Raw genomic sequence first — 26,225 nt, 5'->3', positions numbered from 1 at the left:
GACGCTACAACAGGCTCTCCGGCGTCAGCGGCGCCAGCAGTTCGAGCATGGTCCGGTCCCAGAAGCCGGAGTCGGGCTCCTCGCTCAGCACAGTGAGCTTGCCGGCGTCGTCGCTGACCCATTCGATGCGCGACTCGTTGCTGCCCTCGGCAAAGCGCAGCCGGTAGGCGCCCTGCTGCTTGAGCACGTCGATGAGCTTGAGCGCCTGTTGCGCCATCTCGGGGCTGCGGATGAAGAGACCGATCTCGGTGTTGTGCGTCTCCGAGCGCGGATCGAAATTCATCGAGCCGACGAAAAGAATGCGCCGGTCGATCACCGCCGACTTGGCATGCAGCCTGCCCACCGAGGTGCCGAACAGGCCGAGCCGCACGCTGCGCCGGGTGCGCGTGGAGCTCAGTTCGTAGAGGTCGGCGCCGAGCTTGAGCATGTCGGGCCGGTAGCGGCGGTAGGCGGTGTGCACCAACGGCTCGTCGGTGGCGGCCAGCGAATTGGTGACGACGCTGATCTTCACGTTGCGGCCGCGGATCTCGCGCATCACCTCCAGCCCCGAGGCGCCCGGAATGAGGTAGGGCGAGACGATGGTCACCTCGGAGCGCGCACGGCGCATCTGCTCGACCACGTTGTAGCGCACGCTGTCGACGTCCAGCAGCGGCACGCCGCCGTATGAGGCGGTCTTGCCGATCACGCGCTCGGGCGAATCGGCGTAGGCCTCTGCGGTGGCCCAGATCAGTCCGAGCTTGCCGGCGTTCAGGTCTTCCGCCATCGGGCTGTAGCCAAGCAGGTCGTTAGGTGCGGGCGGCGGCGGCGGTGGCGTCGTGTCGGGGCCGGTGGCGATGTCGAAGCGCTTCTGCAGCTCCTCGCGCGACAGGTCGCTGGCCACCACCGACTGGATCGGCCGCACGTAGATGCTGTTCCAGTACTGGTCGAACAGGCTGCCCAGCCGCGGGATCAGCGCGCCGGTGACGAAGGTGTCGAGGTCTAGAAAGTTCTCACCCGCCGTGCGCCTGAAATACTGGTTGCCGATGTTGCGCCCGCCCGCCACCGCCATCGCGCCGTCGGCAATGAACAGCTTGTTGTGCATGCGGCGGTTCACGCGGCTGAAGTCGAAAAGCGACGCGCTGAAGCGCTTCAGCAGGCTGCCGCGCCCGGCCGGGAACGGGTTGAACAGGCGCAGCTCCACGTTGGGCGTGGCGGCCAGGCCGAGCAGCAGCTCGTCTTCGCCGGAGGTGTAGAGGTCGTCCATCAGCAGCCGCACGCGCACGCCGCGCTGGGCGGCGTCGCGCAGGGTGCGCATCAGGTAGCGGCCGGTCTCGTCGTTCTCGATCTGGTAGTACTGCACGTCGAGCGTGCGCTGCGCGCGACGGGCCAGCTGGATACGGGTGTCGAAGGCGAAGTCGCCGCCGGGCATGAGGCGAAAGCCGCTCAGGTCGGGGTCGGGCTGCGAGGCCAGCGCGATCTTGCCGAGCGCGGTGTCGGCTGACACGGCCATGGCCTTGGTGGGCGGGCGCGGCGCCTCGTCGGGCAATGTGGCGCAGCCTGCGAACAGCAAGACCGCCGCCATGACGAAAACCCAATGCCCACAACGCGAAAGCGACGGCAGGCGGCGGGTCATCGGTGGCTTTCTACAGGGCCTTGCGCAGGTTGGCGGGCGCGATGCGCAGCGCCTCGCGGTACTTGGCCACAGTGCGGCGCGCGCACTCGATGCCCTGCTCTTTCAGCATCTCGGAGATCTGGCTGTCCGACAGCGGCTTCTTGATGCTCTCGGAGCTGACGAACTGCTTGATCAGCGCGCGCACCGCAGTGCTCGACGCATTGCCGCCGGTCTCGGTGCCGAGCGCCGAGCCGAAGAAGTACTTGAGCTCGACCGTGCCGAAGGGCGTGGCCATGTACTTGGCGGTGGTCACGCGCGAGATGGTCGATTCGTGCAGGCCCAGCTCGTCGGCGATCTCGCGCAGCACCAGCGGGCGCATCGCGAGTTCGCCGTGCACGAAGTAGCTCTTCTGCCGCTCGACGATGGCGTTGCTCACGCGCAGGATGGTGTCGAAGCGCTGCTGGATGTTCTTGATGAACCAGCGCGCTTCCTGCAGCCGCTGCGACAGCGCCTGGCTGCCTTCGCCCTTGTGCGACTTGAGCGCACCGGCGTAGATGTCGTGCACGCGCAGGCGCGGCATCACCTCGGGGTTCAGCATGACGCGGAACTTCACATTGGTGCCGCGGCCCGTCTTGGTGACGATCACGTCGGGAATGACGATGTTGCGCTCGACGTCGACGAAGCGCCGGCCCGGCTTGGGCTCGAGCCGCGCGATGATCTGCAGCGCCGAGCGCACCAGCTCCTCGTTGCTGCGGGTGAGCGTGGCCAGGCGCTTGAAGTCGCGGCGCGCGAGCAGCTCCATTGGCTGCTTGCAGATGGCGATGGCGGTCTTGCGGACCAGCTCTTCCTCGTCGGTCTCGTCCTCGCGGGCCAGGGCGCGCAGCTGGATGCCCAGGCATTCGCCGAGGTCGCGCGCGCCGACGCCGGCGGGTTCCAGGCTCTGCAGCAGGCCGAGCGCCACCTGAAAGTGATGCACGAGGTCGTCGAACTGGTCGTTGTCGTCGCCGGCCAGGCCCGAGGCCAGTGCGGGCAGCGAGTCTTCCAGGTAGCCGTCGTCGTTGAGCGATTCGATGAGAAAGCGCAGCGCGGCGCTGTCGTTCTCGTTCAGGCGCAGGCTCAGGGCCTGGCGGTGCAGGAAGGACTGCAGCGACTCCTGGCTGCGCGCGAGTTCGGTGGCGTCGGCACGTTCGTCGTCGCCGAGGTTGTTCTGGCGCGCGGGTGCATCGCTGCCCCATTCGCTGTCGTCGGGCGCCATGTCGACGGTGCCGTCGCCTTCCCAGTCGGGCTCGCGCTCGGTGATTTCGGCAGCGGGGCCGTCGGTGTCGGCCGTGGTGGTGGTGCTGGTTTCGGTGGAAGCAGTGGACGTGCTGGCGGCGGGCGAAGCGAAGTCGCTTTCGCCGTCGCCGCTATCGCCGCCGTCGTCGCGCGGCACCGGGGCATCGGCCGTGTCGAGCCCGAATTCCTCGCGCGCCGCTTCTTCCGCAGTGCGCTCGAGGAACGGGTTCTCGTCGAGCATCTGCTCCACCTCCTGGCTCAGTTCGAGCGTGGAGAGTTGAAGCAGCCTGATCGACTGCTGCAGCTGTGGCGTCAACGCCAGATGCTGCGAGACGCGAAGGGATAGCCCTTGCTTCATGGGAACCGCTCCCGCCCTTACATGCGGAAGTGTTCGCCCAAGTACACCCTGCGTACTTCGGCGTTGTCGACGATCTCCGAGGGTGTGCCTTGTGCCAGCACATGCCCGTCGCTGATGATGAAAGCGTGATCGCAGATGCCCAGCGTTTCACGCACGTTGTGGTCGGTGATGAGCACGCCGATGCCGCGCTCCTTCAGGAAACTGATGATCCGCTGGATCTCGATCACCGCGATCGGGTCGATGCCGGCGAAGGGCTCGTCCAGCAGGATGAAGCGCGGCTGCGTAGCCAGCGCACGCGCAATTTCGACGCGGCGGCGCTCGCCGCCCGACAGCGCGAGCGCGGGCGAATCGCGCAGGTGGTCGACGCGCAGGTCGGCCAGCAGCTCGGCCAGGCGCTCGTCCATGTGCTGCTTCGACAGCGGCGCCATCTTGCCGTTCTCGTCGGGCTCGCTCTGGAGCTCGAGCACGGCGCGCACGTTTTCCTCGACCGTGAGCTTGCGGAAGATCGAGGCTTCCTGCGGCAGGTAGCTCAGGCCCATGCGGGCGCGGCGGTGGATCGGCATGTGGGCGATGGGCTCGCCGTCGATGCTGATGTCGCCCGCGTCGGCGCGCACCAGTCCCACGATCATGTAGAACGAGGTGGTCTTGCCCGCGCCGTTCGGCCCGAGCAACCCGACGACTTCGCCCTTCTGCACGTCGAGCGAGACGTCTTTCACGACCGTGCGGCTGCCGTAGCTCTTCTTCAGGCCGCGCGCGATCAGGCGGCTGCCCGGTGCGCCGTTGGCGTCCTGCGTTCCTGCGGTTTCGATCACTTGCGGGTTTCTCCCTGGTCACTGAGCGTGGTGCTCTGGCGCAGGCCCTTGCCGGGTGCGGGCGTGGGCGCCGGCGGCGCCGCCTTCGCGCCGGCCGGGGCCGAGGCACCGGCTGCCGGTGCGGTGGCGGCCTTGGGGGTCAGGATGGTCTTGACGCGCCCGCCCGGGGTGGACGCGTTGACGGCGGTGTTCGGCGGCACGGTGGAACCGTTGACCGTGTAGGTGTCGTTGCTCTGGTCGTAGACGATCAGCGCGCCCTGGCTCTCGTCGTTCGGCGTAGCGCCAAGCAGGCGGCGCATGGTGGCGTTGCGGATGAACTTGACGTTGTCGGCGCGGCTGTCGTACTCGATGACTTCCGACTCGCCCTCGATCCACTCGTCGGGCGCATTGCGTTTCTGCTTGTAGTAGGCCCGCTTGCCCGGTGCCGCCGTGACCACGCCGTACTGGTAGCCCTCGGGGTCCTGGCGTACATCCATGCGTGCGCCGCGGATGATGATCGTGCCCTTCGTAACGAGCACGTTACCGGTGAACACGCTGGTCTGCTTCAGGTCGTCGTAGCGCATCGAGTCCGACTCGATGTTCATCGGCTTGGTGCGGTCGGCGGTTTCGGCCAGTGCGCCCGAGGCAAGGCCGGCCAGCAACAGCGCGCCGGCGGCCAGGCGGCCGATGCGACGGAGGAAGGGAGTGGTGGGGTGAGAGTGCAATGTCATAGAGGCACGAAACTTGCTCGGCATTGTATGCGGCTGATTGCGTCAGCCCCGCACGCACAGATGAAAAAGCCCGCCGATGCGGGCTTGACTTTCTTCCTGGATTTCTCTCGGGAATTCCTCCAGGAACACCACGGAACCGGCTCCGCCGGACCGCGATCCTGGGGGGTCAGCCCTTCTTTGCTTCGCCGATCAGATAGTTCACGACCTGAAGCACTTTGGTCATGTTGCCGGCGGTTTCGCCATCCACGTACCAACGGCCGGCCACGGCCATTGCCGGCACGCCAGCCACCTTGTAGGCGTCGGTCATTTGCGAGGCGCGCTTGGCCTTGCTGGCCACGCCGAAGGAGGTGAAGACTTCCTTGAACTTGGCGCCGTCCAGGCCGTTCGCGGCGGCCCAGGCAATGATGTTGGCGTCGCCGTTCACGTTCTGGCGCTGCGCGTGGATCGCGTTGAACACCTTCGGCTGATATTCGTCGACCTTACCCATCGCCTCGAGCGCGTAGTACAGGCGCTGCTTGGCTTCGACGTCGTTGCCCACGAAAGGCACGGGGATGCGGCGGAAGGCGACTTCCTTGGGCACCGTCTTGATCCAGGCTTCCAGCGCCGGCTCGAAGTCGTTGCAATGCGGGCAGTTGTACGAGAAGAACTCGACCACCTCGATCTTGCCGGCGGGTGCATCGACCGGCACGCGCTTGTCGAGCACCAGGTACTCGGTGCCGGCCTTGGGCGCACGCGCCTGGGCGTGGGCCGGGTTGGCGGCCAGGGACAGCAGCCCGAGCGAAGTGGCGGCCAGCGAAAAGTCACGACGTTTCATTGAAAGAGCTCTCCAGTTGTTACGGCAGACTGAGCCGGCGCGCGGCGGGGAGTTCCCCCCTCATCCGGCGCGCCCGAGGCAGTGGATGGTGGCGGCAAACGCCGCGCGGCGAAGCTTAGGGGCTATTTGTGTCGGCTGCCGGGTCAGCGCTGCACGCGAACCAGCGCCGAATCCATGCCGCCGCCGTCGAGCCGCTCCTTGAGGCGGTCGGCGTCGTCCTTCTTGTTGAAGGGGCCGGCGCGCACACGGTAGACGGTGCGGCCCGCCTGCTCGCGCTCAGTGACCTTGGCCTCGACGCCCATCAGCGACAGCTTGGCGCGCTGCGCCTCGGCGTCGTCGGTGGTGCGGAAGGCGCCGGCCTGCACGAAGTACATGAACGGATCGGGGCCCGAACTGCTGCCGGCATTGCTGTTGCTGCTCGGTGCGGCCGACGCGGTGGTCGTGCTGCCGGAGCTGGCGCCGCCGCCCGAGCGCGCCCGGGCCAGGTCGCCCAGCGGATCGTTCGAAGGCGGCAGGGCATTGGCTTCGGCCGGCACCGGCGCAGGGCGCGGCGGCTTGGGCGCCACCACCACGGGCACCGGCGGTGCGGTCGTGGGCGGGGCGGTGGCAGGGGCCACGGCGGTGGTGGCCGGCTCGCCGGTGACGGGGTTGACCGGGCCGGTGGGTGCGGGCGCCGGCTTGGCGGCGCCTGCCTTGCCGGCCAGCGGCGCGTTCGGGTCCCAGTCGCGGTTCTTGCGGGCTTCGGCCTCGTCCTGCTCGGCGCCGCCGCGCTGCGTCTTGGTCACGAACGGGATCGGCACCTTGGTCACGTAGACCGCGATGCCCAGCGCGACGCCCAGGCCGAGCACCAGCCCGATGATCAGGCCGATGACGATGTTGCCGCGTTGTCTGGTTGTCTTCTTCATGGTGAGGAGGTTCACATCTTGCTCGGCGCACTGACGCCGAGAATCGCGAGGCCATTGTGCAGCACCTGCGCGGTCGCGGCGACCAGCGCCAGGCGGGCCAGCTTGACCTTTTCGTCGTCGACCAGGATGCGCTCGGCGTCGTAGTAGCTGTGGTAGCTGGCGGCCAGCTCGCGCAGGTAGAACGTGACGTCGTGCGGAGCGAAGTCCTTCGACGCAGCCGTCAGCATGGCCGGGTACTTGGCCAGCAGCAGCATCAGCGCCTGGGCGGCCGGGCTTTCGAGCGGCGACAGGTCGACGTCCTTGAGCGTGGCGGCGTCGCCGCCCCAGCCGGCCAGCACCGAGCAGATGCGCGCATGCGCGTACTGCACGTAATAAACCGGGTTGTCGTTGTTTTTCGTCACCGCGAGGTCGACGTCGAAGGTGTATTCGGTGTCGGGCTTGCGGCTGAGCAGGAAGAAGCGGATGGCGTCGGTGCTGGTCCACTCGATCAGGTCGCGCAGCGTGACGTAGCTGCCGGCGCGCTTGCTGATCTTGACCTCTTCGCCGCCCTTCATGACGCGCACCATGGTGTGCAGCACGTAGTCGGGATAGCCCTCGGGAATGCCTTCGCCCGCCGCCTGCAGGCCGGCGCGCACGCGCGCGATGGTGCCGTGGTGGTCGGTGCCCTGGATGTTGATGACCTTGTGGAAGCCGCGCTCCCACTTGGCGATGTGATACGCGACGTCGGGCACGAAGTACGTGTACGTGCCGTCCTGCTTTTTCATCACGCGGTCTTTGTCGTCGCCGTAGTCGGTCGACTTCAGCCACAGCGCGCCGTCCTGTTCGTAGGTCTTGCCGGCGGCCACGAGCTTCTGCACGGCAGCTTCGACGCGGCCGCTGGTATAGAGGCTGGACTCCAGGTAGTACTGGTCGAAATGAACGCGGAAGGCCTGCAGGTCGAGGTCTTGCTCGCGGCGCAGATAGGCCACGGCGAACTCGCGGATTGCGTCGATATCGTCGATGTTTCCGCTGGCGGTGACTTCGCGGTCTTCCGACTTGACGGTCTTCTTCGCCTTGAAGTCTTCGGCGATGTCGGCGATGTAGTCGCCGTTGTAGGCCGGGGCCTTCTCGCCGCTGGGCCATTCGGCGTCGCCGGGCTTGAAGCCGCGGGCGCGCAGCTGCGTGCTGGTGGCCAGCGTCTGGATCTGCACGCCGGCGTCGTTGTAGTAGTACTCGCGCCAGACGCTTTCGCCCTGCGAGGCGCGCAGGTTGCAGATGGCGTCGCCCAGTGCCGCCTGGCGGCCGTGGCCGACATGCAGCGGGCCGGTCGGGTTGGCCGAGACGAACTCGACCAGCACCTTTTCGCCGGTGGCGGGCTGTTGCCCGAAAGTATTCCCGGCCGACAGCACCTCGCGCACGATCTGCTGCTTGGCCGTCGTCTTCAGGCGGATGTTGAGAAAGCCGGGCCCGGCGATCTCGATGGCCTCGACCCATTGGCCGAAAGCGGGGGTGGCGAGCAGCGCAGCGCTCAGTTGCTCGGCCAGCTCGCGGGGCTTGCGCCCCAGCGGTTTGGCGAGCTGCATGGCGGCCGTGCTGGCGAAATCGCCATGCGCAGCCACCTTGGGCGACTCGAACGCGGCTTTGGAGCCAGCGCCGGGCGAGAAGGATTCGAGCGTGTTCGCGAGCGCCGCGAGCAGCTCCTGTTTGACCAATAGCATCCGGGAATTTTACCGGGGGCAAACCCGGGTGCAGTTGACGATGGTCATCCGATTGTTGGCTTGGCCCGTTAGGATGGTCGGCCCCGAGGCGGGGCTCCTGTCACAACCCAACCTTGCAAGGACACATCACCATGAAGAAGCTCCTTTCCCTGCTCGCACTCGGCGCCTGTCTTTCCTTCGGCGCCGCACAGGCTCAAGACAAGGCCGCCACCCCGGCACCAGCCCCCGCCGCCGCTGCTGCACCCGCTGCCGCCGCCGGTGCAAGCTGCGAATCCAAGGCTGTGGACAAGAATGGCAAGGCCCTCGCTGGCGCGGCCAAGGCCAGCTCCATCAAGAAGTGCGAGAAGGACACCAAGGCTGCAGCTGCTCCCGCCTGCGCCGCCAAGGCCGTCGACAAGAACGGCAAGGCACTGGCCGGCGCCGCCAAGAACAGCTTCATGAAGAAGTGCGAGAAAGACGCCAAGGCCTGAAGCCACGCTGCGCTGACAATTGTGAAAAGAGGCCCGCCACGTGCGGGCCTTTTTCATGGCCGCGCCAATGCACCACGCTACTTCAGCACGCCCAGCAGGTTGTTGAAGTCGTCGGTCCAGGGCCGCTGGCCCGGCTTCGTGGCGATCGGCGTCGCGGCCTCCCGTATCAGCTCGCGCGCCAGCACCTGCGGATCGCGCGCGACCAGCACCCAGTCGGTACGGTGCAGCCAGTCGGACTGCTCGGCCTCGTCGTGCACCAGCACCGCGTGCAGTCCCCGGGCCTCGGCCACTTTGGCGATCACGGGTGCGAGCGCCAGGAACCGGTTGGTCACGTGAAAGGCGATCACGCCGTCGGGCTTCATGTGCCGCAGGTACACGTCCATCGCCTCGGCCGTGAGAAGGTGCACCGGCACCGAATCCCCTGAAAAGGCGTCGACCGCGAGCACGTCGAAACCCTGCGCCGGCTCTCGCTCCAGCGCCAGCCGGGCATCGCCGAGCACGCGCTCGATGCGCGCTTCGCTGTCGCGCAGGAAACTGAACTCCTTGTCCGCCAGCGCGAACACCTGCGGATTGATCTCGTAGAAGCGGTAGACGTCGCCGCTGCGGCCATAGGTCGCGAGCGTGCCCGCACCCAGTCCGATCAGGCCCACGCGGCGCGGCCCGGCCGGCGCAGAGTCGATCGCGCGGCCGATGCCGGAGGTTTCGCCGTAGTAGGTGGTGGGCTCGTGCCGACGCTCCGGGTCCAGGAACTGCGAGCCGTGCTTGATCGACCCATGCGCCAGTTGGCGCACGTTGTCGGACGGAGGATCGCCCGTCGTGTCGTAGACCAGCAGCGCCCCATAGAAATTGCGCTGCAGGCTGCGCGCGCCCGACCGGTCGCTGCCGACCTGCAGCAGCAGGAAGAGCGTGCAGCAGGCGGCCAGCACCACGCAGCAGACCCGCAGCCACACCCGCTGGCGCAGCACGGCCGCCGCCGCCAGCGCGGTCAGCATCAGGCCGAGCCCCAGCTCGTAGTACGCCACCAGCACATGCGGCGCGACCAGCCCGACCGTCACCCCACCCAGCGCCCCGCCGAGCGACATCATCAGATAGAAGCGCGTGAGGTAGCGTGGCCCCGGCCGCAGCTTCGCGGTTTCGCCGTGCAGGAACATGCACAGCACGAACAGCCCCGACACATACAGCGGCAACGCAATGCGGACCTCGGCGCCGATGTGGTGCTGCAGGCCGAAGGCGCACAGCAGCAGCATGACGGCCGCCAGCGGCAGGAACACGCCGCGCCTGTACCAGCGGTCGCTCTCGAAGCACAGGACGAAAGTCAGCAGGTACAGCGACAGCGGCAGCACCCAAAGGAATGGCACCGCGGCAACGTTCTGGGTGATGTGGTTCGTCACGGCCAGCAGCAGCCACGACGCCAGCGCCGGCAGCGCGAGCCACAGCAGGTAGTCGGCGACGCGCGGCGGCTTGTCCTCCACGACAACCTGGGCGGCCTGGCCCGGCGATGACTGCTGCGGCACTACCTCGGCCGTCAATCGCCGCGCCATGTACAGCGTCGTGCCGGCACACAGCACCACGAAGGCGGCGTAGCCCCACGACCATCCGTGCGCCTGCTGCAGCAGCGTGCTGCGCGGCTCGATCAGCACGGGATAGCTCAGCAGCGACAGCAGCGAGGCCAGGTTCGACAGCGAGAAATAGCGGTACACCTGCGCGCCCCACGGCGTGCGCGCCACCCATGACTGCACCAGCGGCCCGGTGGTCGAGAGCAGGAAATACGGCAGGCCGATGGTGCCGAACAGCAGCCCCAGAATGCGCCAGGCCGGGTCTTCGGTGCCCGTCGGCTTCCAGTTCGCGCTCACCACGATCGGAAGAAACGCCAGGCTCGCGAGCAGCAGCGCCACGTGCAGCACGGCCTGCGCCCGCATGCGCAGATGGCGCGTGACCCAGTCGGAATACGCGTACCCCGCGAGCAGCACCACCTGGAAGAACACCATGCAGATCGACCACACCGCGGCCGAGCCGCCGAACCACGGAAGAATCTGCTTCGCGATCAGCGGCTGGACCAGGAACAGCAGGAACGCGCTGCTGAAGATGGTTCCGGCAAACAGAAGCTGGATGCCGGGGTGTCCCATGCCGGGCTTACTTGCCGAAGCCGCGGGCCAGGAACACCGCCACCAGCGGAATGAGCGCTATCAGGTGCGCCTGCACCATCACCAGCTTGCGCGTTTTCTTGATGTCGGCCTCGGCCGGCAGCTTGCCGGTGGCACGCAGCGTCTTGCGCCAGCGGAAGTAGGTGAGCGTCGGGAAGATCGAGAGCACGCCCACGATGATGAACAGCCCCAGCTTCACGTGCAGCAGCGGGTTGGTCCAGTACCAGGCCGTGCCCTTCACGCCCCACCAGGTGCGCGCGATGCCCGTGGCGAGCACCGCGATGGCGGCAATGCCGTAGACCATGTCGACCTTGGCCAGCCGCTCGACCACTGCGGCGTTGAGCCACTGCACGCGGCATAGCGCTGCTTCGCTGGAAATGAAGACAACCATCGTGAGGATGGCAAGCAAGTGCAGGTACGCGAGGATGGCTTCGAGCGTCATCGATGGCTTTCTTCCGAGTGGGGTTGCAAATGCAAACAGATTGTGACGCCGCTGATGCGCCTCAGGCCCTTCCACCCCAGAATTCCGGGTTGCCGTATTGCTCCTTGAGGAAATCAAGCCACAGTCGCACCCGCAGCGGCAGGTGCTTGGCGCCCGCGAACACCGCGTAGATGCCGTTGGGCGGCGCGGCGAACTCGTCGAGCAGGGGCACGAGCAGGCCGGCATCGATCTCGGCCTCGACCTCCCAGGTGCTGCGCCAGGCGATGCCGTGGCCGGCCAGGCACCAGTCGTGCAGCACCTGCCCGTCGGAGCAATCGAGCGGGCCGCTGGGGCGCAGGTGGATCAGCTCCTGGGTGCCTTCCTCGTTGACGATGCGAAACGCCCAGCCGCGCGTCTGCGAGGCATCGCTCGACAGCGTGAGGCAGGCAAAGCGCGAGAGCTCGCCCGGGTGCTTGGGCATGCCGTGGCGTCGCACGAACTCGGGCGTGGCCACGCAGCGGCGGCGGTTGTCGGCGAGCCGCACGCTCACGAGCGATGAATCGGGCAGATCGCCCACGCGCACCGCGCAATCGAAGCTCTCGCCAGTGACGTCGACCACGCGGTCGCTGAGGTTCAGCGAGATCGTCACTTCCGGATGCAGCGCATGAAAGCGCGGCACCAGCGGCGCGACGTGGCGGCGGCCGAAGCCGGCCGGCGCCGTTACGCGCAGGTGGCCGCTGGCCTTGATGCCGCCGGCACTCACGCTGGCTTCTGCGTTGGCGAATTCGGTCAGCAGGCGCTGGCAGTCTTCGAGAAATGCGCTGCCCTCGTGCGTGAGCGTGATGCGCCGCGTGGTGCGCACCAGCAGCTTGACGCCCAGGCGTTCTTCCAGCGCATCGAGCCGGCGCCCCATGATCGCGGGCGCCACGCCCTCGGCCTTGGCCGCGGCCGTGAGACCGCCGCGGGTCGCGACCGAGACGAAGGATTCGAGCTGCTTGAGGCGGTCCATGGGGCGGAAACTATATCGCCCGCCGGTTTGCTGGTTAGCTGGAGGGCGCCTATTCGGGCCGCACGCCCGCCTCGCGCACCGCCGCGCCCCAGCGCGCATGCTCGACCTTGACGTACTGCGCCGCCTGCTCCGGACTGCCGCCCACGGGCGTGCTGCCTTCTGCCAGCAGCTGCGAGATGGTCGCGGGCTTGGCCAGCGCCTTGTCGACGGCGGCGTTGAGCTTCTTCACGATATCGGCGGGCGTGCCGGCCGGTACGACGAGCGCCTTCCAGTCCACCGCCTCGAAGCCCTTGTAGCTCTCGCCCACGGTCGGCACCTCGGGCATCACCGGCAGGCGCTTGGCCGAGGTGACGGCCAGCGCGCGCAGCTTGCCGCCCTTCACCATGGCGAGCGCGCCCTGCGGCGTGGCGAACATGTAGTCGGTCTGGCCGCCGAGCAGGTCGGTGATGGCCGGCGCGGCGCCCTTGTACGGCACGTTGAGCACCTGGAAGCCCGCGCGCTTCGCGAGCACCTCGCCGGCCATGTGGCCCAGCGTGCCGGTGCCGGCAAGCGCCTGCTTGATCTCGCCGGGCTTGGCCTTGGCGGCCGCGACCAGATCGGCCAGCGACTTGTACGGCGCGTCCGCGCGCACCACCAGCACCACGGGCTGCGAGGCCACGACCGACACCGGCACCAGGTCCTTCAGCGCGTCGTAGGGCATCTTGGGGAACAGCGTCGGGTTGATCGCGAGGTTGGCGGTCTGGCCCAGGCCGATGGTGTAGCCGTCGGGCTTGGACTTGGCGACCACGTCCATGCCGATGTTGCCGTTGCCGCCCGCGCGGTTGTCGACGATGAAGGTCCACTTGGTGTCGTCGACGAGCTTCTGCGCGATGAGGCGCGCCACGATGTCGGTTGCGCCGCCGGGCGTGTAGGGCACGACGAGACGCACGGGCTTGTCGGGCCAGGCGGTGTCGGCAAGGGCGGGAGCGGCGTTCAGGCATGCGGCGGCCGCGGCGCACGCCAGCAAGGCGCGCCGTGTGATGAAAAACATGGGGTCAGTCTCCGAGGGTGATGTGTTGTGTTTCGAGCGCGGCGATTTCTTCGTCGCTGTAGCCCACTTCTTTCAGCAGCTCGCGGCTGTGCTCGCCGACGTGCGGCGGCTGCAGCCGGATGCCGGGCCGTTCGCCTCCCAGCGTGAACGGCATCAGCGGCACCTTGGCCGTGCTGCCGTCGTTCATGCGCACCGGCGCAAGGCCGCCGGTGGCGTTCAGGTGCGGGTCGTCGAACAGCTCCTGCGGCTTGGTGATGGGCGCGAAGGGCAGCTCGTTCTGCTCGAACACCGCGCTGAGTTCGGCCGCGCTGTGGTTCGCGAGGTGCGAGCGCAGGATGGGCATCATCCATTCGCGCGCCAGCACGCGGTCGTTGTTGGTCTTCAGGCGCGAGTCGGCCAGCATGTCCTCCAGGCCGAAGGCCTTGCAGAAGATGGCCCACTGCTTGTCGCTCACGGCCGCCAGGAAGATCTGCTCGCCATCCTTCACGGTGAACACGTCGTACACGGCCCAGGCCGAGATGCGGCTGGGCATCGGGTCGGCCGCCTTGCCGGTGGCGGCGAACTGCATCATGTGCTGCGCGACCAGGAACACGTTGTTCTCGAACAGCGCGGACTGCACTTCGCAGCCCTTGCCGGTGAGGTCGCGCTGGCGCAGCGCTGCCATTGCGCCGATGGCGCCGAACATGCCGCCCATGATGTCGTTCACGCTGGTGCCCGCGCGCAGCGGGTCGCCCGAGCGGCCCGTCATGTAGGCGAGGCCGCCCATCATCTGCACCACTTCGTCGAGCGCGGTGCGGTGGTCGTACGGGCCGGGCAGAAAGCCCTTGTGGCTCACGTAGACGAGGCGCGGGTTGAGCTTGCTGAGCGTGTCGTAGTCGAGCCCCAGCTTCTTCATGGTGCCGGGCTTGAAGTTCTCGCTGACGATGTCGGCGGTGGCGACGAGGCGCAGCGCGGCCTCCACGCCCTCGGGCTTCTTCAGGTCGAGCGCGATGCTCTTCTTGTTGCGGTTGAAGGTCGGGAAGAAGCCCGAGCCCGAGCCGAGCAGGCGGCGCGTGTTGTCGCCCTCGATGGGCTCGACCTTGATGACCTCGGCGCCGAGGTCGGCCAGCAGCAGGCCGCAGGTCGGGCCCATGACCATGTGGGTGAACTCGACGACGCGGACGCCGGCATAAGGAAGAGGATTGGCTTCAGACATGTTGTGCGGTGTGTTCCTGGACGAAGCCCTTGGGCAATCCGGCTTCCGGCGTCATGCCGTAGACCGGCTCGCCCGGCAGGCCGGCCATGAGCGGCGCGCGCGCCGCAATGAGTTTCTGGATGTCGATGCCGGTGCGCACGCCCATGGCCTCGAACATGAACACAAGGTCTTCGGTAACGGCATTGCCCGAGGCGCCCGGCGCATAAGGGCAGCCGCCGAGACCGCCGAGCGATGCATCGAAGGTACGCACGCCCTCGTCCCAAGCCGCGAGGCAGTTGGCGATGCCAAGTCCGCGCGTGTTGTGCATGTGGGCCGCGCCCGCGTGCCTGCCGATCTCCGCGCTCAGCCGCTTGAAGAGGCGGCGCACCTGCGCGGGGTTGGCGTAGCCCACGGTGTCGGACAGGCCCGATTCGTCGGCGCCGGCCTCGATGCATTGCGCGGCCAGGCGGATCACGTCGTCTTCGGGCACCAGGCCCTGCAGCGTGCAGCCGAAGGCGGTGGAGATGCCGGCTTCGAGCTTCACATGCGGCGCAATGGCGCGGCGCAGATCGGAAATGGCGCGCACCTCCTCGACCATTTCGGTCGGTGTCTTGCGCACGTTGGCCAGCGAGTGCGCCACGCTGGCCGACACCGGCATCGTGAGCTTGTGCACGCCGGCCTCGAGCGCGGCCTGCGCGCCCTTGCGGTTGGGCACCAGTGCCATCACGGTGAGGCCGGGCAGCGTGACGGCGTGGCGCACCACGTCGGCGGCGTCGGCCATCTGCGGCAGCAGCTTCGCGGGCACGAAGGACGCGACCTCGATCTCGCGGATGCCGGCGGCGTAGAGCGCGTCGATCCAGCGCAGCTTGTCGGCCGTGGGCATCGTGGCCTTGACCGACTGAAGGCCGTCGCGCGGGCCGACCTCGCTGATGAGGACGTCGGGGGGTGTCATCGGACTTGTCTCCTTCGATGGAATCGTGGAATCGCTTGACTGTTCTATCTTACAGAACTATATTCCGTTAAACAGAATTAGACCGTCGATCCACCCGACTGTCAAGCCGACCCATTCCCTCCCTCCTCCTCATGCCCCGCAAAGCCCAGACCGAATCCGTGTCCGACCTCAATGCCGCCCCCGGCGGCGCGGCGGCGGTCGACCGCGCGCTGAGCCTGCTCTCGGCCTTTCAGGCGGGCGACGAGGCGCTGTCGCTCGCGCAGTTCGCCGAGCGCACGCAGCTCTACAAGAGCACCGTGCTGCGGCTGCTGGCCTCGCTCGAACACGCGCGGCTGATTCGCCGGCAGGACGACGGGCGCTATGCGCTGGGCATGGAGATCGCGCGGCTGCACGGGCTGTACGCGGCGTCGCAGTCGCTCGACCGCATCGTCCTGCCGGTGCTGCGCTCGCTCGCTGCAACAACGGGCGAAAGCGCGGCGTACCACGTGCGGCAGGACCAGGGCGACAGCTGGGTGCGCCTGTGCCAGTTCCGGGTCGATTCATCGCACGTGGTGCGCGACCACGTGCGCGTGGGCGACCTGCTGCCCAACGACCGAGGCGCAGGCGCGCGCGTGCTGATCGCCTTCGGCCCGGAGGCCGAACAGCCGCGTGGCGCGAAAGAACGCAAGCTGTACGACAGCATTCGCGCGCAGGGCTACTGCGCGCTGGTGGGCGACCGCACGGCCGAGCTGGCGGGCATCTCGGCGCCGGTGTTCCATGCGGACGGCAGCCTTGCCGCGGCAGTCACGCTGACCATGCCCACGCACCGCTACGACGAGCGCTACATCGAGCCTGTGCAGGCTGCCGCGCGGGAACTCGGCGGGCAGGTCTGAGCGATCAGGACTCGGCCTTGAAGCCCGAGTTCTTGATCGGCATTTCCCAGCGCTTCAAGTGCGCTGCCTGGATGGCTGCCAACTCGGCCGGCCCGGCATGCGCAGGCACCAGCCCCAGCGAATAGATCTTCTCCTGCACGTCGGGCATGCGCAGCGCATCGGCCACGGCCTTGTCGATCCGTGCGACCACTTCGGGCGACATCCCCGGCGGGCCATAGAGGCCGAAGAACGCATCGGCCGTCACGTTGATGCCCGACTCCTTCAGCGTCGGCACGTCGGGCAGCGCGCGGCTGCGCTGCTCGCCCGTCACCGCGAGGATGCGGACCTTGCCGGCGCGGTGGTGCTCGATGGTTTCCGAGGCCGTGTCGACCATCAGCGGCACCTGGCCGCCGATCAGGTCTTGTGCAGCCGGCGCGCCACCGCGGTAGGCCACGTGCGTCATCGGCACGCCGGCCGCCTGGGCGATCAGTTGTCCGGCAAAGTGCGGCACCGTGCCCGCGCCCGAGGTGGCGTAGTTGGCCTTGGCCGGGTTGGCCTTCATCCACGCCAGCACCGTCTTCAGGTCGCCGGCGGGCGCGCCGGGCCCGGCCGTCACCGCGAAGTCGAAGATGCTGCCGAGCGCGATCGGCGTGAAGTCCTTCGCCGGGTCGTAGCCGAGGTTCGAGTAGAGCCACGGATGGATCACCATCGCGCCGCTCGGCGAGAACACCAGCGTGGTGCCGTCCGGCGCCGCGCGCCTGAGTTCGCCCAGCGCGAGCCGGCCGGCCGCGCCGGGCTTGTTGTCGATGATGACGTTCTGCCCGAGCGACACACGCATCTTCTCGGCGAGCACCCGCGCCACCACGTCCGCCGAGCCGCCCGGCGGAAAGCCGACCAGGATCCGCACCGTGCGGTCTTGCTGCGCGAACACCAGCGGCGCAGCGGCCGCGACGGCAAAGGCGGCAGCGGACTGCGCTGCGAACTGACGGCGCTTCATGGTCTTGTCTCCTCGGGGCGTTGTTGAAAAAGGAGTGCCGCCCTGCTCAGCGCAGCGCGGCCAGCACCGCGCGGTTCTGCTCGGGCAGGCCGATGCTGATGCGCAGCCACTGCGGCAGGCCGTAGTTGCCGAGCAGTGAAACCTCGATGCCGGCCGCCAGCAGGCGCGCGTGCACGGCCTGCGCATCGCCGACCTGCACCATCAGGAAATTGCCCGACGAGGGAACGTACTCGAGGGCCAGTTCCTTGAAGCCCGCCGCGAGCTGTTCGCGCCCGGCCGTATTGAGCTCATAAGTGCGCGCGAGGAAGTCCGCATCGCCCAGCGCGGCCACTGCCGCGGCCTGCGCCGGTGTCGTCACGTTGAAGCGCGGGCGGTGCGCGTTCATGCGCGCCGTGAGCGCCGGCTGCGACACGCCGTATCCGATGCGCAGCCCGGCCAGGCCGAAGGCCTTGGAGAAAGTGCGCGCCACGACCAGGTTGGGCAGGCGTCGCACCCACTCGATGCTGTCGTAGCGCTGCACAGGCGACAGGTACTCGGTGTAGGCCTCGTCGAGCAGCACCGTCACGTGCGCGGGCACCGATTGCAGAAAGGCCAGCAGCGGCGCAGCATCGATGAAAGTGCCGGTCGGGTTGTTCGGGTTGGCCACGAACACCAGCTTCGTGTCGTCGCCGATGGCAGCGCGCATGGCGCCCAGGTCGTGGCCGAAGTTGAGCGAGGGCACGACAGTTGCGTGCGCATGGGCCTGCGCCGTGGCCTGCGCGTAGACGACGAAGCCGTACTGCGAATAGACGACGCCCTCGCCGGGCTTCAGGCTGACCTGCGCCGCGAGATGGAGGATTTCGCTCGATCCGCTGCCCAGCGTGAGCCAGTCGGCCGGCACGTCGAGCCGCGCGGCCAGCGCGTTCTTCAGCGCGGTGCCGTTGCTGTCGGGGTAGTTGCCAGCACCTACGAGCGCGGCGGCGGCCGCGCGGCGGGCCGAGTCGGGCATGCCGAGGGGGTTTTCGTTGGAGGCCAGGAGGATCATGGAAACGGGTCGGGATTTATTTAAGAAGTTAAATATATCCCTCGCCTGCGGCGTTCTTATCAGTGCCTACCCTTTGCGCCCCAGGCCGCTCGCCAGCGATTACCTTCATTTTTGTCACGGATAAATCCCGCTTCCGGCTCTTACTCGCCAGCAAAGTATCGAATAAAGTTCGACCCAGGATTGCATTTTTCTCAAGGAGAAACCCCATGACCGCCCGCACCACCGCCCACGGACTCCAGGTCGCGACCGAGCTCCACCGCTTCATCGAAGACAAGGTCCTGCCCGCCAGCGGCGTGGCCAGCGACGTCTTCTGGAAGGGCTTCGACGCCATCGTCAGCGATCTCGCGCCGAAGAACATCGCCCTGCTCGCCGAGCGCGACCGCCTGCAGAGCGAACTCGACGCCTGGCACAAGAAGAACCCCGGCCCGATCGCCGACATGCCGGCGTATCGCGCCTTCCTCGAGAAGATCGGCTACCTGCTGCCGCAGCCCAAGGGCACGAAGGCCACCACGGCCAACGTCGACTCCGAACTCGCGCTGCAGGCCGGCCCGCAGCTGGTGGTGCCCATCCTGAACGCGCGCTACGCGCTCAACGCCGCCAACGCACGCTGGGGCTCGCTGTACGACGCGCTCTACGGCACCGATGCCATCTCCGAAGCCGGCGGCGCCGAAAAGGGCAAGGGCTACAACCCCGTGCGCGGCGCCAAGGTCATCGAGTTCGCGCGCAACGTGCTCGACCAGGCCGCGCCGCTGGAAAACGGCTCGCACAAGATGGCCACCGGCTACAGCGTGAAGGACGGCAAGCTCGTCGTCACACTGCAAAGCAGCAGCACCGGCCTGGCCGATGCCTCGCAGTTCATCGGCTACCAGGGCGATGCCGCCGCGCCGTCGTCGGTGCTGCTGAAGCACAACGGCATTCACCTCGACATTCGCATCGACCGCAGCACGCCCATCGGCAGGAGCGACGCGGCCGGCGTGAGCGACCTGGTGCTCGAAGCCGCGCTCTCGACCATCCTCGACCTCGAAGACTCGGTGGCCGTGGTCGATGCGGCCGACAAGGTGGTCGCGTATTCGAACTGGCTCGGCATCGTCGAAGGCACGCTGACGGAAGAAGTCGCCAAGGGCGGCAAGACCTTCACGCGCGGCCTGAACGCCGACCGCGAATACACGGGCGCCGACGGCAAGCCCGTCAAGCTGCACGGCCGCTCGCTGATGTTCCTGCGCAATGTGGGCCACCTGATGACCAACCCGGCCGTGCTGTATGCGGACGGCAAGGAGATTCCGGAAGGAATCTTGGACGCCGTGGTGACCACCACCATCGCCACCATCGACCTGAAGCGCAAGGGCAACTCGCGCACCGGCAGCATCTACATCGTCAAGCCGAAGATGCACGGTCCGGCCGAAGTGGCCTTCGCGAGCGAGCTGTTCGGCCGCGTCGAGCAGCTGCTCGGCCTGCCCGCCAACACCGTGAAGCTCGGCATCATGGACGAGGAGCGCCGCACCAGCGTGAACCTGAAGGCCTGCATCGCCGAGGCCGCCGCGCGCGTGGCCTTCATCAACACCGGCTTCCTCGACCGCACCGGCGACGAAATGCACACCGCCATGCAGGGCGGCCCGATGATCCGCAAGGGCGACATGAAGTCCAGCGCGTGGATCGGCGCTTATGAAAAGAACAACGTGCTGGTCGGCCTGTCGTGCGGCCTGCGCGGCAAGGCGCAGATCGGCAAGGGCATGTGGGCCATGCCCGACCTGATGGCCGCCATGCTCGAACAGAAGATCGGCCACCCCAAGGCCGGCGCCAACACCGCCTGGGTGCCCTCGCCCACCGCCGCCACGCTCCATGCGCTGCACTACCACCAGGTCAGCGTGACCGCGGTGCAGCAGGAACTGGAAAAGATCGACGCCGACGGCGAGCGCGACAACATCCTCAACGCGCTGCTGCAGGTGCCGATCGCGGCCGACGCCAAGTGGACTGCCGAAGAGCGCCAGCAGGAAATCGACAACAACGTGCAGGGCATCCTCGGCTACGTGGTGCGCTGGATCGACCAGGGCGTGGGCTGCTCGAAGGTGCCCGACATCCACAACGTCGGCCTGATGGAAGACCGCGCGACGCTGCGCATCTCCAGCCAGCACATCGCCAACTGGCTGCTGCACGGCGTGGTGACCAAGGCGCAGGTCGACGAGACCTTCCAGCGCATGGCCAAGGTGGTCGACGAGCAGAACGCGGGCGACCCGCTGTACCAGCCGATGGCCGGCAACTTCACGACCTCGTCGGCCTACAAGGCGGCGCAGGACCTGGTGTTCAAGGGCATCGAGCAGCCGAGCGGGTATACCGAGCCGCTGCTGCATGCGTGGCGGTTGAAGGTGAAGGGCGAGGCCTGATCCACCCAGGCCCGGCACCCTGCCGGGCTTGAAGCATGAAAAGAACGGCGCCCTCGGGCGCCGTTCTGCATGAGGGGCGGCGTGCCATTAGCATTCGTCGCTCTCCCTCCTTCCCGATCCTTCCCTTTCGATGAACACGAATGCGGTATCGCCGCCCCCGCCGCGCTGGTCGACTTCGGCGGCTGCCATGCTCGTGGCACTGGCCTCGGCTTTCGCCCTGAGCCAGGCCTTCCGCACCGTTGGCGCCATGATGGCCACGCCCCTCAGTGGCTACTTCGGCCTGACGCCCCAGCAACTCGGCATGTGGGCAGGCACCTTCCACTTCGCCTTCGGGATCATGCAGCTCGCGATGGGCGTGTCGATCGACATCTTCGGCGTGCGCCGCACGGTGCTGACAGCCTTTCCCCTGGCCGTCGCGGGCGCCGCGCTGTGCGCGGTGGCGCCGAACTTCCACGCACTGCTGCTCGGGCAGGCGTTGATCGGCGTCGGTTGCGCGCCGGCGTTCCTGGCCTGCACGGTGTTCATCGCGCGGCATTTCGATGCCTCGCGCTTCACCGCGATGTCGGGGCTGGTGATGAGCATGGCCGGCATGGGCATCCTGTTCACCGGCACGCCGCTGGCCTTGCTGATCGAGGCTGCGTCCTGGCGCGCCGGCTACGCGGTGCTGGCCGCATTCGCGGTGCTCTCGTGGCTGGTCATCTTCTGGCGCGTGCGCGAGCCCGCTGCACTCGCGAACCCGCAGCCCGTGCCAGCCGAGCGCCAGTCGCTGCGCAAGGCCGTGCGCGAACTGGTGCCTCTGTTCGCGATGCCCCACACCTTGGGGCTGGTGTGCTTCGCCTGCGTGTCGTACGCGGCATTCATCACGCTGCGAGGCCTGTGGCTCGGCCCGGTGCTGCACGACCGCCACGGCCTCTCGCTGGTGGCCAGCGGCAACGTCGCACTGGTGATGACCGTCGCCGGCATGATCAGCCCGATGCTGTTCGGCCGCATGGACCCGGGCGGCGCGCGACGCACGCGCTGGATGATGGGGTGCGCGTTCGCCGGTACGCTGATGTTCGGCGCGATGGCGCTCACGCATTCGCGCATCGTGGACATCGGCCTGCCGATCGTCTACGGGCTGCTGTCCGGCTACAGCGTACTGCAGTACGCGTACACCAAGAACGCTTACCCGGCGGCCATGACGGGGCGCGCGATGGCGCTGATGAACATGGCCATGTTCCTCGGTGTCTCGTTGATGCAGTGGACGACCGGCGTGGCCGCATCGTGGGCTGTGGCGCATGAGGTCGAGCCGTACCGCGCGGTGTTCCTCACGGTGGCGGGCATGCTGGCCGCGGGCACGATTGCGTTCCTCGTGCTGCCGCGGGCGCCGGCGCGAGCTGGCTAGCGCTTGATCGCCAGCATCAGCACGCCGCCGACGATCAGCCAAAACGCTTTCGCACCTCCCATTGGCTGAGTCTGCGCATGGCGGAGGCGTACACATGATCGCGCCCATACATCTCCCGATGATCGGCTGAACCGAAGGCCGGCTTTTCGCAACCGCCGCGCCGCGTGACCGGGCAGCGGCGCAACACGTCGTAGTACGTCACATCGAGCATCGTCCGCCGCAACTCGGGCAGCGGCGCGAGCGTGACCTCGAACCAGCAGCCATCGATGCGGTGCCATTGCGTGACCTCGTCGATCACATGAAAGACAGGCGCCTTGCCGGCCGGCGGCCTGCTCCACGCGGCGCGATAAGCCAGCTTCTGCGCCTTGCGCGCTTCATGCAAGCGCCGGTTGGGCAGCAGGATGCCGGTGACCGGATGCACGAAGAGTTCCACATGTGCCGCTTCACTCAGTAGCGTGCGAAGGCGGCTCCGCCACCGCTCGGCAGGCACCCACACCTGGCCGTCGCGCAGTTCGGCCCTGCACTCCACGAAGCCGTCGATGTGCTCGAAGATGTGCGCCTGCACCGTGCTGCGGCGGTCAATGCCGCTACAGAGTTCGGCGTACACCTTGTCCCACGGCCGGTGTACCTGCTTGTGCAACCAGCGCTTGAGCGGCGCGAGGTTTTCGCTGAGCCACTTCGGGTGGGCATGGCCGCGCTTCATGCCCAGGTGCGAACCACGGTCCTTGCTGTTGCGCCACTTGCGCCCATCTCCCTGCACTCGCCAGCCGCCTCGCGGCCGCTCGACGATGACCTTGTCCATGTCTTCACGCATCGTCGCCCCTCCCGCCCAGGCTGCGCGCAGCCTTCTGCAGCGCCACCTTCTGCGCACGCCGTTCCGCGCGGTGCGTACGCAGGTGACGTCCTGCGCCCTGGCTCGATTCGCCGCGCGCCATCGCGGCCACCACTGGATTGCGAGGTGCCGCAGTCGGCACCGAAAAATAGAACCGGCCCAGACGCTTGTTGTCGTCACGGGCCTTTCGTTGAGCACTCATGTGCACACACTCCAAAAAACAAAAAAAGCCCCGGCGAATGGCTGCGCGGGGCCTTTGTCGATGGGCCTCGGCGGATGCGTGGATGCACGTCCGGCCGGGGCGGTCGGTGTGCGGGTCAGGTGTTCAGGAAACGGTTCATTGAATTGGTTTGTCGCCCGGGAGGTTGGTCGTCGCCAAGCGCGGTGAAAAGAAACTGTTGCTGAAAAACGAAGGGCGGATTCTGTCGAGCGCGCTCGTGATGCGCAAGCGCCGCACGCGCGGTTGTGGCGCAAAGCCGACGCGTGAATCCAGTTGCGCGGCCGCGCCGTATTCGACTCAAGCGCATCGCGCCTCCGAGCTGCCGGCGGTTTCCGCAGAGAACTTCAAGAACCATTCTTTTCAGGAGCCTTCAATGAAAAAACTCATGATTGCAGTCGGCGTTTCGGTCTTGCTCGGCGCTTGCGCGGGCGGCATGGGCGGCAGCAGCGGCGGCATGTCGTCGACGAACCCGATGGTCGGCGGCGCAGCGATGTACCCGACGAAGGACATTGTCGACAACGCCGTGAATTCGAAGGACCACACGACGCTGGTGGCCGCAGTGAAGGCCGCGGACCTGGTCGGCACGCTGAAGAGCCCCGGCCCGTTCACCGTGTTCGCACCGACCAACGCGGCCTTCTCCGCGCTGCCGGCCGGCACTGTCGACACGCTGCTCAAGCCCGAGAACAAGCCCACGCTGACCAAGGTGCTGACCTACCACGTGGTGCCCGGCAGGATGGACGGCCCGGCGCTCATGAGCGCCATCAACGCAGGCGGCGGCAAGGCCACGCTGAAGACCGCGAGCGGCGGCACGCTGACCGCGACGATGAGCGGCAGCAACGTGATGGTGACCGACGCCAAGGGCGGCACGGCGATGGTGACGATCGCCAACGTCTACCAGTCGAACGGCGTGATCCACGTCGTCAACAAGGTGCTGCTGCCGGGTTGATCGTCGGTCAGCTTCGCTGCGCGGCCTCGGCTTCGTCGCGCAGCCACTGCGCGAAGTCCTGCGCGTCGCGGTTGCCCGCGGCGCGCCTCGACATCTCGATGAAATAGCCGCGGTGCGATGCGGCGCCTTCGCCGAGCGGCGCCACGAGCCGGCCATCGCGCACCAGTTCGCTCAGCAACGGCAGCCGGCCGATCACCACGCCCTGCCCCGCCACCGCGGCGGCCACGGCATCGGCGTACTGAGTGAAGCGCAGCGTGCTCTTCATGCGCAGGTCTTCCAGCCCCATCACCTTGAGCCAAGGCTCCCAGTCGGCGGTCGGGGCTTCGCTGTGGTCGGGGTATTCCACGGTCAGCAGCGTGAGCTTCGAAAAGTCCGAGAGTTGGCGCAGCGATGCGGCAAGCTGCGGCGAACACAGCGGGATGACGGACTCCTCGAACAGCGCCGGTCCGATGCCGCGGCCAATGGGCGCAAAGCGCACGGCCAGGTCGATGCGGCTGCTTTCCAGGTCGAGCACGTCGAGCGTGGCCGACACGCGCACGTCGACCTGCGGATGGCTGCCGGTGAAGCGCGCCAGTTTGGGAATGAGCCAGATCGACGCAAAACCCGGCGTGGTGGTGATCGCCACCTGGCGCGGCGCCGAACTCGCACGCACACGCGCCGTGGCGTCGCGCAGCCGCTCCAGGCTGTCGGTAACGGCTCGCTGCAGCACGCCGCCGGCCTCGGTGAGCGCCAACGCGCGGTGGCGGCGCTCGAACAGCAGCACGCCCAGGCTGGCTTCGAGTTGCTGGATCTGCCGGCTGACGGCCGATTGCGTCAGGTGCAGTTCGCCAGCCGCCAGCGTGAAGCTCAGCCGGCGCGCGGCCGCCTCGAAACTGCGCAGAAGTTCGAGCGGCGGCAGCTCGCCGCTCATGGCGCCTGGGGCTTTCGCATTCTCTGGGTGCATGCAACGAGTTCCGAATGACCGTGTGCAAAGGGGAGGTCGGCTCACTATATTCATTCGTATCACGAATGCAATGGAGCTTGCCATGAGCGCCTCTTCTTCCAACACCTCCCGCTTCCACGTCAACCTGCCGAAACGTTCCGTCTTCACCGTGCCCGACGGCGCGGGCGTGGGCATCGAGTGCCGCAGCGGCTCGGTGTGGGTCACGCTCGACCGCGATATGCGCGACATCGTGCTGGAGCCCGGCGACCGCTTCGAGAGCACCGACCACCGGCGCGTGCTGGTCTCGGCGCTGGAGCCGTCGTGCATCACGGTATCGGATGCGCAGCCGGCCGCGATGCCGCTGCCCGCGCGTTCGCGCGCATGGTCGCCTTGGCGACTTCTGCCCCACGGGTTGTCCCCGGCTTGACCGTGCTCCATGGGCGCCGAACCATCGATGCCCATGAGCCCCGACGCACCGACACAACCCTTCATCCTCCAGGAACAGGCCGACGGCATCGCAACGCTGACGCTGAACCTGCCCGCCAAGCTCAACCCGATCGCGCACGGCCTGCAGGTCGAACTGCGTGATGCGCTGGAACGCATACGCGACGACCGCTCGGTGCGCGCCGTGATCCTCACGGGCGCCGGCAAGGCCTTCTGCGTGGGCGCCGACCTGAGCGCGATGGCGCCGGGCGACAAAGACAAGTCACTGGGCACACAGACTGCCGAGTGGATGCAGGAGCTCAGCAACCCGCTGATCGAAACGCTGCGCAGCTTGCCGGTGCCGGTAGTTGCCGCTGTCAATGGCCCGGCGGCCGGTGCCGGCGTGGGCCTGGCGCTGGCAGCCGACGTGACCATCGCGGCACGCAGTGCCTACTTCTATCTGCCCTTTTTGCCGAAGCTCGGCATCGTGCCCGACCTCGGCTGCACCTGGGCCATTCCGCGCCGCGCCGGCCGGGCGCGCGCGATGGGCATGGCCCTGCTCGACGAACGCGTAGGCGCGGGGCGTGCCGTGCAGTGGGGGCTGATCTGGGCCTGCGTGGACGACGAGCAGTTGCTGGAAGAAGCCAAGGGCATCGCGCAGCGCCTCGCCCGCCTGCCGGCGCATGCCGTGCTCGAAGCGCGCGAAGCCTTCGAGGCCTCCGAGCACCACACGCTGAAGGAGCAGCTGCACTACGAGAGCGAGCGCCAGCGCGAGCTGATCGACCGCCCCAGCTTCCGCGAAGGCGTGAGCGCGTTCCTGCAGAAGCGGCCACCTGTCTTCGAGAGCCGCTGACATCCTGACACGCCGGCACTGGCGCCTGCC

At 67.7% G+C, this 26,225-nt stretch carries 25 protein-coding genes; 7 read left to right on the top strand and 18 right to left on the bottom strand.

The window, feature by feature from the left end; genetic code table 11:
• Nucleotides 1-4: 4 nt before the first annotated feature.
• The 7 genes from ACN9MV_RS02995 to argS all read right to left on the bottom strand — a co-directional run bounded on the left by ACN9MV_RS02995 (nt 5) and on the right by argS (nt 8,162).
• Nucleotides 5-1,612, bottom strand: coding sequence for a phospholipase D family protein (locus ACN9MV_RS02995; protein ID WP_426391262.1), 1,608 nt, complete (start codon nt 1,610-1,612; stop codon nt 5-7).
• 10 nt (nt 1,613-1,622) lie between these two features.
• Complete coding sequence (rpoN, locus tag ACN9MV_RS02990) at nt 1,623-3,224, bottom strand: RNA polymerase factor sigma-54 (RefSeq protein ID WP_426391261.1); 1,602 nt, start codon at nt 3,222-3,224, stop codon at nt 1,623-1,625.
• 17 nt (nt 3,225-3,241) lie between these two features.
• Nucleotides 3,242-4,036: an LPS export ABC transporter ATP-binding protein gene (gene lptB, locus ACN9MV_RS02985; protein WP_093054106.1), complete on the bottom strand. Its 795-nt coding sequence runs from the start codon at nt 4,034-4,036 to the stop codon at nt 3,242-3,244.
• Nucleotides 4,033-4,746 (bottom strand): lipopolysaccharide transport periplasmic protein LptA, encoded by a 714-nt coding sequence (lptA, locus tag ACN9MV_RS02980; protein ID WP_307615326.1) that lies wholly within the window; start codon nt 4,744-4,746, stop codon nt 4,033-4,035. The genes lptB and lptA overlap by 4 nt, the downstream gene beginning before the upstream one ends.
• A gap of 166 nt (nt 4,747-4,912) precedes the next feature.
• Nucleotides 4,913-5,560: a thiol:disulfide interchange protein DsbA/DsbL gene (locus ACN9MV_RS02975; RefSeq protein ID WP_093054102.1), complete on the bottom strand. Its 648-nt coding sequence runs from the start codon at nt 5,558-5,560 to the stop codon at nt 4,913-4,915.
• Between the two features lie 143 nt (nt 5,561-5,703).
• A complete protein-coding gene (locus ACN9MV_RS02970) occupies nt 5,704-6,465 on the bottom strand; it encodes an SPOR domain-containing protein (protein ID WP_093054274.1) in 762 nt (253 codons plus the stop codon).
• Between the two features lie 11 nt (nt 6,466-6,476).
• A complete protein-coding gene (gene argS, locus ACN9MV_RS02965; RefSeq protein ID WP_093175169.1) occupies nt 6,477-8,162 on the bottom strand; it encodes an arginine--tRNA ligase in 1,686 nt (561 codons plus the stop codon).
• 131 nt (nt 8,163-8,293) lie between these two features.
• Here argS and ACN9MV_RS02960 point away from each other — a divergent pair, with 131 nt between their 5' ends.
• Nucleotides 8,294-8,632 carry a hypothetical protein gene (locus tag ACN9MV_RS02960; RefSeq protein ID WP_093077002.1) on the top strand — a complete coding sequence of 113 codons (339 nt, stop codon included), beginning with the start codon at nt 8,294-8,296 and terminating at the stop codon, nt 8,630-8,632.
• Between the two features lie 77 nt (nt 8,633-8,709).
• Here the strand turns inward: ACN9MV_RS02960 and ACN9MV_RS02955 are convergent, their stop codons facing one another.
• The 6 genes from ACN9MV_RS02955 to ACN9MV_RS02930 form a co-directional block, all read right to left on the bottom strand.
• Nucleotides 8,710-10,758: a spermidine synthase gene (locus tag ACN9MV_RS02955; RefSeq protein ID WP_426391260.1), complete on the bottom strand. Its 2,049-nt coding sequence runs from the start codon at nt 10,756-10,758 to the stop codon at nt 8,710-8,712.
• A 7-nt stretch (nt 10,759-10,765) separates the two neighbouring features.
• A complete protein-coding gene (locus tag ACN9MV_RS02950; protein WP_093054094.1) occupies nt 10,766-11,218 on the bottom strand; it encodes a DUF2214 family protein in 453 nt (150 codons plus the stop codon).
• Between the two features lie 61 nt (nt 11,219-11,279).
• Nucleotides 11,280-12,206, bottom strand: coding sequence for a LysR family transcriptional regulator (locus ACN9MV_RS02945; RefSeq protein WP_093054092.1), 927 nt, complete (start codon nt 12,204-12,206; stop codon nt 11,280-11,282).
• Nucleotides 12,207-12,255: 49 nt separating this feature from the next.
• A complete protein-coding gene (locus ACN9MV_RS02940) occupies nt 12,256-13,236 on the bottom strand; it encodes a Bug family tripartite tricarboxylate transporter substrate binding protein (RefSeq protein ID WP_426391259.1) in 981 nt (326 codons plus the stop codon).
• A 4-nt stretch (nt 13,237-13,240) separates the two neighbouring features.
• On the bottom strand, nt 13,241-14,431 hold the full coding sequence (locus ACN9MV_RS02935; RefSeq protein ID WP_426391258.1) for a CaiB/BaiF CoA transferase family protein: 1,191 nt from the start codon (nt 14,429-14,431) through the stop codon (nt 13,241-13,243).
• Nucleotides 14,424-15,362, bottom strand: coding sequence for a hydroxymethylglutaryl-CoA lyase (locus ACN9MV_RS02930; protein WP_426391257.1), 939 nt, complete (start codon nt 15,360-15,362; stop codon nt 14,424-14,426). Before ACN9MV_RS02930 ends, ACN9MV_RS02935 begins: the two co-directional genes overlap by 8 nt.
• A gap of 131 nt (nt 15,363-15,493) precedes the next feature.
• Between ACN9MV_RS02930 and ACN9MV_RS02925 the strand changes: the two genes are divergently transcribed.
• Nucleotides 15,494-16,234, top strand: coding sequence for an IclR family transcriptional regulator (locus ACN9MV_RS02925; protein ID WP_093175179.1), 741 nt, complete (start codon nt 15,494-15,496; stop codon nt 16,232-16,234).
• Between the two features lie 4 nt (nt 16,235-16,238).
• On the opposite strand, the gene ACN9MV_RS02920 is transcribed toward ACN9MV_RS02925, so the two are convergent.
• Both ACN9MV_RS02920 and hisC read right to left on the bottom strand, forming a co-directional pair.
• Nucleotides 16,239-17,210, bottom strand: coding sequence for a Bug family tripartite tricarboxylate transporter substrate binding protein (locus ACN9MV_RS02920; protein ID WP_426391256.1), 972 nt, complete (start codon nt 17,208-17,210; stop codon nt 16,239-16,241).
• 46 nt (nt 17,211-17,256) lie between these two features.
• Entirely contained in the window at nt 17,257-18,234 is a 978-nt protein-coding gene (gene hisC, locus ACN9MV_RS02915; protein WP_426391255.1) for a histidinol-phosphate transaminase, read from the bottom strand.
• 206 nt (nt 18,235-18,440) lie between these two features.
• Between hisC and ACN9MV_RS02910 the strand changes: the two genes are divergently transcribed.
• Entirely contained in the window at nt 18,441-20,615 is a 2,175-nt protein-coding gene (locus ACN9MV_RS02910; protein WP_426391254.1) for a malate synthase G, read from the top strand.
• A gap of 130 nt (nt 20,616-20,745) precedes the next feature.
• Entirely contained in the window at nt 20,746-21,999 is a 1,254-nt protein-coding gene (locus tag ACN9MV_RS02905) for an MFS transporter (protein ID WP_426391253.1), read from the top strand.
• Nucleotides 22,000-22,033: 34 nt separating this feature from the next.
• On the opposite strand, the gene ACN9MV_RS02900 is transcribed toward ACN9MV_RS02905, so the two are convergent.
• Both ACN9MV_RS02900 and ACN9MV_RS02895 read right to left on the bottom strand, forming a co-directional pair.
• Complete coding sequence (locus ACN9MV_RS02900; protein ID WP_426391252.1) at nt 22,034-22,801, bottom strand: hypothetical protein; 768 nt, start codon at nt 22,799-22,801, stop codon at nt 22,034-22,036.
• 4 nt (nt 22,802-22,805) lie between these two features.
• Nucleotides 22,806-23,033: a hypothetical protein gene (locus tag ACN9MV_RS02895; RefSeq protein ID WP_097200447.1), complete on the bottom strand. Its 228-nt coding sequence runs from the start codon at nt 23,031-23,033 to the stop codon at nt 22,806-22,808.
• A 391-nt stretch (nt 23,034-23,424) separates the two neighbouring features.
• On the opposite strand from ACN9MV_RS02895, the gene ACN9MV_RS02890 reads away from it, so the two are divergent.
• Nucleotides 23,425-23,997: a fasciclin domain-containing protein gene (locus tag ACN9MV_RS02890; protein ID WP_093054272.1), complete on the top strand. Its 573-nt coding sequence runs from the start codon at nt 23,425-23,427 to the stop codon at nt 23,995-23,997.
• Nucleotides 23,998-24,004: 7 nt separating this feature from the next.
• Here ACN9MV_RS02890 and ACN9MV_RS02885 read toward each other — a convergent pair whose 3' ends face one another.
• A complete protein-coding gene (locus ACN9MV_RS02885; protein ID WP_093054044.1) occupies nt 24,005-24,940 on the bottom strand; it encodes a LysR substrate-binding domain-containing protein in 936 nt (311 codons plus the stop codon).
• An 82-nt stretch (nt 24,941-25,022) separates the two neighbouring features.
• Between ACN9MV_RS02885 and ACN9MV_RS02880 the strand changes: the two genes are divergently transcribed.
• Both ACN9MV_RS02880 and ACN9MV_RS02875 read left to right on the top strand, forming a co-directional pair.
• Nucleotides 25,023-25,346: a DUF2917 domain-containing protein gene (locus tag ACN9MV_RS02880; protein ID WP_307615339.1), complete on the top strand. Its 324-nt coding sequence runs from the start codon at nt 25,023-25,025 to the stop codon at nt 25,344-25,346.
• A 33-nt stretch (nt 25,347-25,379) separates the two neighbouring features.
• Nucleotides 25,380-26,195, top strand: coding sequence for an enoyl-CoA hydratase-related protein (locus ACN9MV_RS02875; protein WP_093077172.1), 816 nt, complete (start codon nt 25,380-25,382; stop codon nt 26,193-26,195).
• The last annotated feature ends 30 nt before the right edge of the window (nt 26,196-26,225 follow it).

Source organism: Variovorax sp. R-27 (genome assembly GCF_049913215.1).
Taxonomy (GTDB): Bacteria; Pseudomonadota; Gammaproteobacteria; order Burkholderiales; family Burkholderiaceae_C; genus Variovorax.
Note: the sequence above shows the minus strand (reverse complement) of the source record. Positions and strands in the feature narration are given on the sequence as shown.